At 59.6% G+C, this 12,732-nt stretch carries 11 protein-coding genes; 9 read left to right on the top strand and 2 right to left on the bottom strand.

The genetic code is table 11. The features are described from left to right. Positions 1 to 60: 60 nt before the first annotated feature. Positions 61 to 534, top strand: a complete 474-nt coding sequence (locus tag PspS34_RS11280; RefSeq protein ID WP_007971266.1) for an Lrp/AsnC family transcriptional regulator — start codon at positions 61 to 63, stop codon at positions 532 to 534. 15 nt (positions 535 to 549) lie between these two features. Here the strand turns inward: PspS34_RS11280 and PspS34_RS11275 are convergent, their stop codons facing one another. Further along, positions 550 to 1,563: a helix-turn-helix domain-containing protein gene (locus PspS34_RS11275; RefSeq protein ID WP_150814848.1), complete on the bottom strand. Its 1,014-nt coding sequence runs from the start codon at positions 1,561 to 1,563 to the stop codon at positions 550 to 552. A gap of 378 nt (positions 1,564 to 1,941) precedes the next feature. Between PspS34_RS11275 and antA the strand changes: the two genes are divergently transcribed. Genes antA through antC form a run of 3 tightly spaced genes read left to right on the top strand, consistent with a single transcriptional unit; the run spans position 1,942 to position 4,865 of the window. Next, positions 1,942 to 3,333 (top strand): anthranilate 1,2-dioxygenase large subunit, encoded by a 1,392-nt coding sequence (gene antA, locus PspS34_RS11270; RefSeq protein WP_159389730.1) that lies wholly within the window; start codon positions 1,942 to 1,944, stop codon positions 3,331 to 3,333. Continuing rightward, a complete protein-coding gene (antB, locus tag PspS34_RS11265) occupies positions 3,333 to 3,824 on the top strand; it encodes an anthranilate 1,2-dioxygenase small subunit (protein ID WP_150814850.1) in 492 nt (163 codons plus the stop codon). Before antA ends, antB begins: the two co-directional genes overlap by 1 nt. 18 nt (positions 3,825 to 3,842) lie before the next feature. Then, the gene (gene antC / locus PspS34_RS11260; RefSeq protein WP_159389729.1) at positions 3,843 to 4,865 is read left to right on the top strand and encodes an anthranilate 1,2-dioxygenase electron transfer component AntC; all 1,023 of its coding nucleotides are present in this window, start codon (positions 3,843 to 3,845) and stop codon (positions 4,863 to 4,865) included. Positions 4,866 to 4,948: 83 nt separating this feature from the next. Here antC and kynB read toward each other — a convergent pair whose 3' ends face one another. Next, positions 4,949 to 5,602, bottom strand: a complete 654-nt coding sequence (gene kynB / locus PspS34_RS11255; RefSeq protein WP_159389728.1) for an arylformamidase — start codon at positions 5,600 to 5,602, stop codon at positions 4,949 to 4,951. A gap of 299 nt (positions 5,603 to 5,901) precedes the next feature. On the opposite strand from kynB, the gene PspS34_RS11250 reads away from it, so the two are divergent. From PspS34_RS11250 to PspS34_RS11230, 5 genes are all read left to right on the top strand, one after another. Then, complete coding sequence (locus PspS34_RS11250; protein WP_057715362.1) at positions 5,902 to 6,243, top strand: hypothetical protein; 342 nt, start codon at positions 5,902 to 5,904, stop codon at positions 6,241 to 6,243. 100 nt (positions 6,244 to 6,343) lie between these two features. Beyond that, positions 6,344 to 7,600 (top strand): TolC family protein, encoded by a 1,257-nt coding sequence (locus PspS34_RS11245; protein WP_159389727.1) that lies wholly within the window; start codon positions 6,344 to 6,346, stop codon positions 7,598 to 7,600. Further along, the gene (locus PspS34_RS11240) at positions 7,597 to 9,081 is read left to right on the top strand and encodes an efflux RND transporter periplasmic adaptor subunit (RefSeq protein ID WP_159389726.1); all 1,485 of its coding nucleotides are present in this window, start codon (positions 7,597 to 7,599) and stop codon (positions 9,079 to 9,081) included. The genes PspS34_RS11245 and PspS34_RS11240 overlap by 4 nt, the downstream gene beginning before the upstream one ends. Further along, positions 9,078 to 12,236: an efflux RND transporter permease subunit gene (locus tag PspS34_RS11235; RefSeq protein WP_159389725.1), complete on the top strand. Its 3,159-nt coding sequence runs from the start codon at positions 9,078 to 9,080 to the stop codon at positions 12,234 to 12,236. Before PspS34_RS11240 ends, PspS34_RS11235 begins: the two co-directional genes overlap by 4 nt. Further along, positions 12,233 to 12,583 carry a copper-binding protein gene (locus PspS34_RS11230; protein ID WP_159389724.1) on the top strand — a complete coding sequence of 117 codons (351 nt, stop codon included), beginning with the start codon at positions 12,233 to 12,235 and terminating at the stop codon, positions 12,581 to 12,583. Before PspS34_RS11235 ends, PspS34_RS11230 begins: the two co-directional genes overlap by 4 nt. Positions 12,584 to 12,732: the final 149 nt, after the last annotated feature.

Here is a 12,732-nt window from a genome sequence, read left to right as displayed (position 1 = left end):
TAGTAGTTATTTCGCAGAATATTCGAATCAAACCCCAAAAATCGCGGATTTATTCAAACCATGAATCTTGACTCGACAGACCTGAGAATCCTGCATCAATTGCAACAGGATGGCCGTATCAGCAATCAGGAATTGGCGGAGAAAGTCGCCTTGTCACCCTCGGCTTGCCTGCGACGTTTACGCCTGCTGGAAAGCGAAGGAATCATCACCGGCTATCGCGCGGTGCTGAATGCCGAGCGGCTGGGCATTGAGCTGGAAGCCATCGTTCATGTGTCGTTGCGACAGGACGTCGAGGACTGGCACGAGACCTTCATCAAGAAGGTTCAGCAGTGGCCGGAGGTGGTCACCGCGTACGTCATTACCGGGGCGAGCAACTATGTGTTGCGGGTCCAGGCCCGCAACCTCAAGCACTTCTCGGATTTCATCGTCAATCACCTCAACCGCACCGCCGGCGTCACCGACATACGTTCGGAAATCGTCCTGCAAAAAATCAAGGAGCGCGAACAGTTGCTCGATCTGGTGGTACGCAAGTAAGGCCGGGGCAGCCCGTCAAAGTCCCTGCTGGCGCCGGGCTTCATTGCGCTGCAAGGTCATGCTAGGGGTTTCGTCGAACAGCTTGCGGTACTCGGTGGAAAAACGCCCCAGGTGCATGAACCCCCAGCCCATGGCGATCCCGGAAATACTGCGTGCCGTGCCGTGCTCGAGGATCTCCTGGCGGACGGCATTCAAGCGATACTTTTTCAGGTAGGCCATCGGCGAAAGGGCGAAGTACTTCTTGAATGCGTCGAACAACTTGAAGCGCGAAACGCCGGCAGCGGCTTCGATGTCCTCCAGATGCAGCGCTTCCCGCGCGTTGTCGTGGATGTATTGCCGGGCCCTGACCAGGTAGTGCGGCAACTTCACCCCCAGCGCGTCCCGCAGTTCTTGCGAATAGTTGTTTGGCTGGGCGAGGATCAAGCCTTTGATCAGCGAGCTTTCAATGTCCCGGGTGAAGGCCACCTGCTCGAAGAGTTCACTGCTGCGCTCCATCTCGTCGATGAAATAACGCGCCATGCGCCACCAGGACGCCGATGGCCCATCGATCGCATCCATCATCGGCTCGAAACGCAGCGGCGCATCCAGAGGCCGTTGCAACATCCCCTCCAGAGCCTCGCTCATCGCCACTCGGGTAATCACCACCTGGACCTTGCGACAGTCACCGGAAATCGCCAGCAACTGGTTTTCATTGGGGGAAATGATGACCCCTTGATCGCGGTCGGACCTGACCACACTGCCATCCTTGCTCAGCTCCTGTTCACCCACCAACGGCAAGCTCAGGCTGTAGCTGCTGAAGTGCTCGGCGTCCTCGATATCGATGGTGACATCGGTACCGTATTCGATAGTGCCCAGGGTGGTGGCCATCGACTTGAACATGTTGGCGTTGTGATGAAAGCGGATCCGCTCGGGATTCGCGCTCACCAGCCGATGGGGTCCACAGATACCGGACATCCAGCTTCTGGCGGCCTCCAGGTCATCGCTGTCGACACGAATGTCGCGAAACTGCGGATCGACTTTGTTGCTCATCACGGTGCACTCAAGGTTTTTTTCAGCGCGCTCTGATGGCGCGTATAGGGTTTGCCAAGGCAAGTTCCAAGCCACAAGACGACGGTGCTGACCGAGTGGATAGCAATCGCCAATTAAGTGGATAACGCCTGGCGACTGCAGCCTGGAAATGCCATCAAAGGGACTCGAACGCCCACTCGAACAGTACCTGATTACCGCAAACTGCAGCAGCCGTTTATCGCCTTGTGCATGCCGCTGGGTATTCGCTGCCCAGTCCGCCCCTCGAGTGTTACCGCCAAACTTTACGGACTGCCTTCGCCCACAAAGCGGATAGACCCAGGCACGCCCCACTCCCTCTAATGACGTACCGATTAGCCCCAATAAAAACAGGTACACCTCATGAGTGGCGAAAGAAACGTCGAGCAATGGAAAACGTTTATCGAAAGCTGCCTGGACTTCCGTCCGGCAGAAGGCGTATTCCGCATCGCCCGGGACATGTTCACCGAGCCGCAGCTGTTCGATCTGGAAATGGAACTGATCTTCGAGAAGAACTGGATCTACGCCTGCCACGAAAGCGAGCTGGCCAACAACCACGACTTCGTGACCCTGCGCGCCGGCCGCCAGCCGATGATCATCACCCGCGACGGTGACGGCCAGCTCAATGCACTGATCAATGCCTGCCAGCATCGCGGCACGACGCTGACCCGCGTCGGCAAGGGCAACCAGTCGACCTTCACCTGCCCCTTCCATGCGTGGTGCTACAAAAGCGATGGCCGCCTGGTCAAGGTCAAGGCACCGGGCGAGTACCCGGAAGGCTTCGACAAAGCCACCCGTGGGCTGAAAAAGGCGCGTATCGAGAGCTACAAGGGATTCGTTTTCATCAGCCTTGATGTACACGCCGACAACAGCCTGGAAGACTTCCTCGGCGATGCCAAGGTGTTCTTCGACATGATGGTCGCCCAGTCGCCCACCGGTGAGCTGGAGGTACTGCCCGGCAAGTCGGCGTACACCTACGACGGCAACTGGAAACTGCAAAACGAAAACGGCCTCGACGGCTATCACGTCAGCACCGTTCACTACAACTACGTGGCCACGGTGCAGCATCGCCAGCAGGTCAACAGCGAAAACGGCACCACGGCCAGCGGCACCCTCGACTACAGCAAGCTAGGCGCCGGCGACGCCAATACCGATGACGGCTGGTTCGCGTTCGATAACGGCCACAGCCTGCTGTTCAGCGACATGCCAAACCCGTCGGTACGCTCCGGATACTCGACCATCATGCCGCGACTGATCGAAGAACACGGCCAGCAAAAGGCCGAGTGGATGATGCATCGTCTGCGCAACCTGAACATCTATCCGAGCCTGTTTTTCCTCGATCAGATCAGCTCGCAATTGCGCATCATCCGCCCGGTGGCGTGGAACAAGACTGAAATTATCAGCCAGTGCCTGGGGGTCAAGAACGAGTCGGACGCCGACCGTGAAAACCGCATTCGCCAGTTCGAGGACTTCTTCAACGTCTCGGGCCTGGGCACACCGGATGACCTGGTGGAGTTCCGTGAAGCCCAGCGTGGTTTCCAGGCGCGACTGGAGCGCTGGAGCGACATCTCCCGCGGCAGTCACCGCTGGGCCAGCGGCGCCACCCCCAACAGCGAATCGATCGGCATTGCCCCGGCCATGACCGGCACCGAATTCACCCACGAAGGGCTGTACGTCAACCAGCACAGCAACTGGCAGAAATTCCTGCTCGATGGTCTGGACGCCAAACCCCTGAAACTCCGTGAGGTGCAATGATGAATGCGCAATTGCAGTACCAGGTCGAACAGTTTTTCTATCGCAAATCCGAACTGTGCGACGCCCAGGACTGGGATACCTACATCCAGCTGTTCGCCGAACACAGCGAGTTCCACTTGCCGCAATGGGACTCCGAACATGTCTACACCCGCGACCCCAAGCGCGAAATGTCGCTGATCTATTACCCCAACCGTTCAGGCCTGGAGGACCGCGTGTTCCGTCTGCGCACCGGCAAGTCCGCGTCCTCGACGCCAATGCCGCGCACCTTGCATCAGATCAATAACGTGCGAATCAGCGAGCTGGAAAACGGCGAGTTGGAGGTGCGCCTGAACTGGCACACGCTGTACTACCGCCTGGCGACATCCGAACAGTTTTTCGGTCGTGCGACCTATCACCTCAAGCCCCACGCCGATAGCTGGCTGATCACCCGCAAGCATGTGTTGCTGCTCAACGACACCATCAACTCGGTACTCGATTTCTACCACCTCTGAACCCAAGGAGACCGGGGCATGAACCATAAGGTCGCGTTCAGCTTTGCCGACGGCAAAACGCTGTTCTTTCCCGTGCAACCCAACGAAATTCTGCTCGACGCCGCCCTGCGCAATGGCATCAACATCCCCCTGGATTGCCGCGAAGGCGTCTGCGGAACCTGCCAGGGGCGTTGCGAGTCAGGCGATTACAGCCAGGACTATGTGGATGAGGAAGCCCTCTCCAGCCAGGACCTGCAACAACGCAAGATGCTCACCTGCCAGACACGGGTCAAATCCGACGCCGCATTCTATTTCGACTTCGCATCCAGCCTGTGCAACGCCGCCGGCCCCGATCAACTGAGGGCAAGGGTTACCGATGTCAAACAGGTGTCGGCCAGCACGGCGATCCTGCATCTGAACCTGGGCAATGCGGGCCAGTCGCTGGATTACCTGCCCGGGCAGTACGCCCGTCTGTCGATCCCTGGGACCGAGAACAAGCGCTCCTACTCGTTCGCCAATCGGCCGAGCGCCAGCAATGAGCTGCAGTTTCTGATTCGCCTGCTTCCCGATGGGGTGATGAGCAACTACATCCGCGAACGCTGCCAGGTGGGCGACGAAATCGTCCTGGAGGCACCACTGGGGGCGTTTTATCTGCGACACGTCGCCAGGCCGTTGATCCTGGTGGCCGGCGGCACCGGCCTTTCGGCATTGCTGGGCATGCTCGACGAACTGGCCGAGCGCGGCTGCGAGCAGCCCGTGCACTTGTACTACGGCGTGCGCGATGCGGCAGACCTGTGCGAACAGGCGCGCATCCAGGCGTATGAACAACGCATCCCGGGGTTTCGCTACACCGAGGTGGTCAGCGAACCGTCGCCGCACTGGACTGGCAAGCGCGGCTACATCGCCGAACACTTCGACATCGCCGAACTGCGCGATGGCCAGGTCGACATGTACGTCTGCGGGCCGCCGCCGATGGTGGAGTCGATCAAGACCTGGTTGCAGGCACAGGCACTGGACAGCGTGCACCTGTACTACGAAAAATTCACCGAGAGTAATGCCTGATACCGCTCACCCGAAGGGGACGCCGGAACCGGGCGCCAGGCGGGTGCCCGGTTCCGGCGTCCCCTTCGGATCTGTTGAATGGGTTACACGCGTTGTGACGTACTCAGCGGCCGCAAAATTGCCCTGACCGGACTGGCGTCCAGATGAGCAAACCGCAACGGCAAGGCGATCAACTCATAATCCCCTTCCGGGACCTCATCCAGCACGATGCCTTCAAGGATCGCCATGTGATGGCGGGCCACGGCGCCGTGGGAATCCATGGTTTTGGATTGCTGCGGGTCCAGTGACGGCGTATCGATGCCGATCAAGCGCACGCCAAGGCTCGCCAACAGGTCGATGGTTTCCTTGGCAACGGCCGTGAAGTTCGAATCCCAGGTCGTCAGCGGTGCTTGCCGATAGGTTCGCAGCAGCACACGCTCGGGCACCTCGTGCAAACGCCCTTCCAGTTGCCCGGGCTGCACCAGTTCGCCGCTGTCCAGACAATGCAAAACGCGGCAAGGCCCGATATAGACATCCAGACCGACCTCGCCAATCGCCGCGCCGTCGGCGCTGTAATGCAGCGGCGCATCGACATGGGCACCGGTATGGGGCGACAAGGTGATGCGTCCGACATTCACCGGACACTCGGGACCGTAGGTCCAGACGCGCTCCTCCCGAAAAGGCGTATCACCCGGCCAGGTCGGTGTTTCGCTACTCAAGGATGGACTGATGTCCCACAACGTTGTGTTTTTTGTCATCGCAATGCTCACCGTGGTTTCCGGGTGAAATGATACGAGCGGCAGCCGTGAAGATTCGTGCAAAAAACCCAGGCAGCCCGGCGGGCTTTCGCACAATCCACCAAGGATGGGCGGGATGGCGGCAGGAAATTTCAACACATGTCGCTTGTGGGTTATTGCACTGGCTGCGTAAATCCTCTGTCAGCGATAATGCTGGCTTAATTCCGGCACGGTGATATCGCCTGAATCAACGCCTTCGGCAGGCTGTGAGAACATTCATCCAATTGTAAGAGTCCATTTCAGCCTCTACACTCCAGCCCATGAAACGCTACCTGCGGTTTTGCCTCATTTTCGTGATTAGCCTGGTGCTTCCCCTCAGCGGGATGGCGGGTGTCCAGGCGCCCACAGAACCGTGCCCGATGAAGACGATGGGCATGGCGATGATGGATGACATGGGAATGGACTGCTGCAACGACATGAAAAGCCCGACAGAGCATGGCAAGCCCTGCAAGCCGGGCCAGGAATGCAAGACAGGCGGTATGCTGCAAGTCTCGATCCTCAAGCCTCCTGTAACCGTGTTCAGCCCCGTAGTGGTTTCCTTCTTCAGTGATTCCATGCCCGTACAAACCCCGTCCGGGGTATGGCGACCCCCTCGCGTTTGATTCCTGTCCAACATTGAGCCTCATTCCGTATTAGCGGGATGGACTGGCTGTGCGCATGTCTTTTTGACGCGTGCAGTGGATGATCACAGGAATCGTAAACATGAACTCCAAGTGCTATTGCACAGGCTGGTCCCTCGTGGCCGGTCTGGCGGCAAGCGTACTGGCATTGCCGAGCTTCGCTGCCGCGCTGACCCTCGATGAAGCGCTGCGGCTGGCCGAAAACAATGCGCCGTCGCTGGCTGCACAAGATGCAAAGATTCAGGCTGCCAGCAGTGCGGCTATTCCAGCGGGTGAATTACCTGACCCCAAGTTGCTGGCAGGTGTGCAGAACTACCCCATCGGCGGTCCGGATCGCTGGAGCATCAACGACGACTTCATGACCATGCAAATGGTCGGGGTCAGGCAAGAGATGCCCAACGGTGACAAACGCAAGGCTCGCATCGAGGTCGCCAACGCCGCCGTTGATCGCGCTGCCGCCGAGCGTCGGGTTGCACGACTGAACGTACGCCAGTCCACGGCAGTGGCCTGGATCAACAGCTACTCGGTCGAGCGCAAAGATGCGCTGTTCCAGGACCTCTACAAAGAAAACCGCCTGCTGACCGATACCGTCCGGGCCCGGATTGCCGGTGGTCGCGCTCAACCCGCCGATGCGGTGACGCCCAAGCAAGAAGCGGCTCGACTGGCGGAGCAGCAGGACGATCTGGTTCTCCAGAGAGCGCAGGCCCGAGCGGCCCTCAAACGCTGGATTGGCTCCGCCGCCAACGACAAGCCTGTGGGCAGCTTGCCGCAGTGGCCTGTCGATTCCTCGACCTACGCCCATAAACTGCAACACCACCCCGAGTTGGCAGCGTTTGCGCCGATGACCCGCGAAGCGCAAGCCAAGGTTCGTGAAGCCGAGTCGGAGAAAAAGTCAGACTGGAGTTGGGAGCTTGACTATCAACATCGCGATCGCCAGTTCGGCGACATGGTCAGCGTGCAATTGTCCTGGGACTTGCCACTGTTTCCTGACTCCCGGCAAAACCCCAAAATCGCAGCCAAACAGGCTGAGCTCAGCCAGCTTGAGGCTGAGCGCGAAGCCCTGTCACGGGAGCACACTCAGCAACTGGAAAACGAACTGGCTGACTATGAGCGCCTCAATCGTGCGGTAACCCGCAACCAGGAAAGCCTGCTGCCGCTGGCCAGGGAAAAGGTCGAACTCAGCATGGCCAGCTACCGTGCCGGCACAGGCGATTTAAACGCCGTTGTCGCCGCCCGACGCGAACTCATCGAAGCCCGACTCAAACAGATCGACGTGGAGGAGCAGCGAGCGCTGACCAGTGCGCGTCTGTATTTTGCTTATGGGGAGTCCGGCCAATGATCCTTGAAAAATGGAACGGAGCATTGCTGGTTGGCATCTCGCTGGCATTGGGTGTTGCCGGTGGCTACTGGTTCGCTCACCCGCGCATGAGCGAGGTACCTGTTACCGCCCGGGAGCAGAAAATCAATTCGCCGGACGAACGCAAGGCACTGTATTGGTACGACCCCATGTACCCGCAGCAAAAGTTCGATAAACCGGGCAAGTCCCCCTTCATGGACATGCAACTGGTACCCCGGTACGCCAGCGGTGACGAGGATCGTGCGACCGTGAGCATCGATCCGGGTCTGACCCAGAATCTCGGTCTGCGTTTTGCGACCGTCACCCGTGGAGTCTTTGACTCCAGCCTCGATGTGACAGGTGTCCTGGCATTCAACGAACGTGATGTGGCGGTGATACAGGCACGTACAGCCGGCTTCGTGGAGCGAGTCTATGCCCATGCTCCAGGCGACCTGCTCAAAGCCAATGCGGCACTGGCGGATATCCTGGTGCCGGAGTGGGCGGCCGCCCAGACAGAGTTCCTTGCCCTCAAGCGCAACGGTGATGCCGACCTGTTGGCTGCGGCCCACCAGCGACTGCGGCTCACAGGGATGCCGGCGGCGCTGATCAGCCAGGTAGAGCGCAGTGGCAAAGTCCAGCCGAACCTGACCATCACCAGCCCCATCAGCGGTGTGCTGCAAGAGTTGAACGTACGTGCGGGTATGACCGTGACGGCTGGCGAGACTCTGGCACGCGTCAATGGCTTGAGCCGTGTCTGGCTCGCCGTGGCCGTTCCGGAATCGGATGCCGGAGCCATCACCGTGGGGCAGGCAGTCGAAACGCGACTGCCCGCCTTCCCGGGGACAATGTTCAATGGCAAGGTCAGCGCGATTTTGCCCGAGACCAATCCGGACAGCCGCACCCTTCGCGTACGTGTCGAGTTACCCAATCCCGACGGGCGCCTGAGACCAGGTTTGACAGCGCAGGTCCGCCTCAAACACTCGACCGGGCACAGTGTGTTGTGGGTGCCTAGTGAGGCGGTTATCCGCACTGGCCGACGTGCCCTGGTAATGCTCGCCGAAGACGCCGGCCGCTACCGCCCGGTGGAGGTGCAACCCGGGCAGGAAAGCGATGGCAAGACGGAGATTTTAAAAGGTCTGGAAGAAGGCCGGAAGGTGGTTACGTCTGGCCAGTTCCTCCTCGATTCAGAGGCCAGTCTCAAGGGCATTGTTGCTACCTCGGAGCAAGAGTCACCCGCCAGTGGAGCAGCCGCCAGTTTGCATGAGGCGGATGGGCAGATCGTTGAGATCGACGACAAAGAAGTTACGCTCGCCCACGGTCCTTTCAAGACGCTGGGCATGCCTGGCATGACGATGACTTTCCCTCTCGCCAGTGCGGCGCTGATGCAGGGCCTCAAGGCGGGTGACAAGGTTCGGGTCGCGGTGAGCCAGACCGACGATGGCTTGCGTGTCGAGCGCCTGGCCAAATCGGGGAGCCAGCCATGATCGCTGCCCTCATTCGTTGGTCAGTGGCCAACCGGTTCCTGGTGCTACTGGCGACGTTGTTCGTCGCGGCTTGGGGTATCTGGACGGTGCAGAGCACCCCCATTGATGCACTGCCAGATCTCTCGGATGTGCAGGTGATCATCCGCACCCCTTATGCAGGACAAGCGCCGCAGATTGTCGAGAATCAGGTGACCTATCCGTTGGCCACCACCATGCTCTCGGTGCCGGGCGCCAGAACCGTGCGTGGTTACTCCTTCTTCGGCGACAGCTTCGTTTACGTGCTGTTCGAAGACGGCACGGACTTGTACTGGGCTCGCTCGCGGGTGTTGGAGTACCTGAGCCAGGTACAAAGCCGGTTGCCGGCCAGCGCCAAGCCGGCGTTGGGGCCGGATGCGACGGGAGTGGGCTGGATCTACCAGTACGCACTGGTGGATCGCAGTGGTGGACACGACCTGGCGCAACTGCGCGCGCTTCAGGACTGGTTCCTCAAGTTCGAACTCAAGGCGCTGCCGAACGTTGCGGAAGTGGCCACGGTGGGTGGCATGGTCAAACAGTACCAGGTGCAGCTGGACCCGCTGAAACTGGCCAGCTTCGGTATCACTCAGGCAGAGGTGACCGACGCTATCGGCAAGGCCAATCAGGAAACCGGTGGCGCGGTGCTGGAGATGGCCGAGACCGAGTTCATTGTGCGCGCGTCCGGCTACTTGAAAACGCTCAATGACTTTCGGGCAATCCCGCTCAAGCTGGGCTCGGGCGGTGTTCCGGTGACCCTTGGCGATGTTGCCACGATCCAATTGGGACCGGAAATGCGGCGCGGCATTACTGAACTCGACGGCGAAGGCGAGACCGTCGGCGGTGTGGTGATTTTGCGCAGCGGCAAGAACGCTCGCGAGACCATTGCAGCGGTCAAGACCAAACTCGACGAACTGAAAAGCAGTCTGCCGGCCGGGGTGGAAATCGTCACCACCTACGACCGCAGCAAGCTGATCGACCGCGCTGTGGAAAATCTCAGCCACAAGCTCATCGAAGAGTTCATCGTCGTCGCGTTGGTCTGCGGGATCTTTCTCTGGCACTTGCGCTCATCGCTGGTGGCGATCATTTCGCTGCCGGTGGGGGTGCTTGCTGCCTTCGTCGTCATGCACTACCAAGGCATCAACGCCAACATCATGTCCTTGGGCGGGATTGCCATCGCCATCGGCGCCATGGTCGATGCCGCCGTGGTGATGATCGAGAACGCCCACAAAAAGATTGAGGCCTGGCACGTAGCCAATCCAGGGGAGGAATTGAAGGGCGAGCGTCATTGGCATGTAATGACCGAAGCAGCGGTGGAGGTAGGCCCGGCGCTTTTCTTCTGTTTGCTGATCATCACCCTGTCGTTCATTCCGGTGTTCACGCTGCAAGCTCAGGAAGGACGGCTGTTCGGCCCTTTGGCTTTCACCAAGACCTATGCCATGGCCGCAGCGGCGGGATTGTCAGTGACCCTGGTGCCGGTGCTGATGGGCTACTGGATTCGGGGGCGAATTCCCAGTGAACAACAGAATCCGTTGAACCGGTGGTTGATTCGAATCTATCAGCCGGCCCTGGACGCGGTCTTGCGCTGCCCAAAGATCACGCTACTGGTCGCGCTGTTGGTTTTTGTCAGTGTGCTATGGCCAATGTCTCGCCTGGGTGGCGAGTTTCTCCCCCCGTTGGACGAGGGCGACCTGCTCTACATGCCTTCTGCCCTGCCGGGATTGTCGGCGCAGAAAGCGGCGCAACTGCTGCAACAGACCGACCGGTTGATCAAGACCGTACCAGAGGTCGAACACGTCTTCGGTAAAGCCGGTCGTGCCGAAACCGCCACCGACCCGGCACCGCTGGAAATGTTCGAAACCACCATCCAGTTCAAGCCACGTGAGCAATGGCGTGCAGGCATGACTCAGGAAAAGCTCGTGGAAGAGCTGGATCGCGTGGTGCGTGTCCCTGGCTTAACCAACATCTGGATACCCCCGATTCGTAACCGCATCGATATGCTGGCCACGGGCATCAAAAGTCCCATCGGGGTAAAGGTGGCCGGCACTAATCTGACGGAGATTGATGCCGTCACCCGGGCCGTCGAACGTGTGGCCAAGGACGTGCCCGGTGTCAGTTCGGCACTGGCCGAACGACTGACCGGTGGCCGCTACATCGACGTGGATATCGACCGCAAGGCGGCCGCACGCTACGGGCTGAATATCGCCGACGTGCAGTCGATCGTCGCCGGCGCTATCGGCGGTGAAAACGTTGGGGAGACGATTGAAGGACTGGCTCGCTTCCCGATCAATGTGCGTTACCCCCGTGAGTGGCGGGATTCGCTGGGTGCCCTGGAGCAGTTGCCGATCTACACCCCTCTGGGTAGTCAGATCACTCTCGGCACGGTGGCGAAGGTCAAAGTCAGCGACGGTCCGCCCATGCTCAAGAGTGAAAATGCACGGCCGTCGGGCTGGGTGTACATCGATGTGCGGGGACGGGATATCGCCTCAGTGGTCGCCGACCTGCGCCGGATCGTCAGTGAGCAGGTCAAGTTGCAGCCCGGCATGAGCCTGAGCTACTCAGGACAGTTTGAGTTTCTCGAGCGGGCCAATGCTCGGCTCAAACTGGTTGTACCTGCCACGTTGTTGATCATCTTCGTGCTGCTTTACCTGACTTTCGCCCGCTTCGATGAGGCCTTGCTGATAATGGCCACGCTGCCGTTCGCGCTGACTGGCGGGGCATGGTTCCTCTACCTGCTGGGATTCAACCTGTCGGTCGCCACCGGGGTCGGGTTCATCGCATTGGCCGGTGTTTCTGCCGAGTTTGGCGTGATCATGCTGCTCTATCTGAAGAACGCCTGGGCCGAACGTGAAGACCTCGGTGACAGTACTGAGCACGGATTGATGGCGGCGATTCGTGAAGGCGCTGTGCAGCGCGTTCGACCCAAGGCCATGACCGTTGCCGTCATCATTGCCGGTCTGCTGCCCATTCTGTTGGGCAGCGGAACCGGTAGTGAGGTGATGAGCCGAATCGCCGCGCCCATGGTCGGCGGCATGGTCACGGCCCCCTTGCTGTCCCTGTTTGTCATTCCGGCAGCCTTTCGATTGATGCGCCGCCGGCACCTCCTGCCTGTACCCACCACACATCAAGGAAAAGTCATATGAAACTCACCCTGACCGCAGTCGCAGGCACCCTATTCGCGCTTTCACTTTCTGCCCACGCGCAGGACATGCCGGGCATGAAAATGGACGGCATGGAAGGCATGCAAATGAAGCAGGAAACAAAACAGGCTCCGGTATCCAATGCCGAAGGCACGATCAAGGCTATCGATACTACGAAGCATACGGTGACCATCTCCCACGGCGCCGTTCCCGCCCTGCAATGGCCACCGATGACGATGGCCTTTTCCGTGACGCAAGATCAGTTGTCAGGGTTGGCGCCTGGAGACCGGGTATCGTTTTCCTTCCGGCTAGAGGGTAACAGCGCCTCGATCGTGTCGATTAACAAGTAAATTCCGGTGGTGGAAGTGTCCGGCACATATTGTCGTGCCGGACTAACCCGTTAAATCGGCTGGTTGAGGAAAAACGGAGGGTTCGGGGGATTGTGAACGGCTGGCAATTGCTTACCCGTCCAGTTCCGTCTCCTCTTGCGTCATCCTCG

Origin of the sequence: Pseudomonas sp. S34, assembly GCF_009866745.1 — a bacterium.
In the GTDB taxonomy this organism is placed as follows: Bacteria; Pseudomonadota; Gammaproteobacteria; order Pseudomonadales; family Pseudomonadaceae; genus Aquipseudomonas; species Aquipseudomonas jessenii.
The sequence above is the reverse complement of the archived record's forward strand: the minus strand, read 5'-3'. Positions and strand labels throughout refer to the sequence as shown.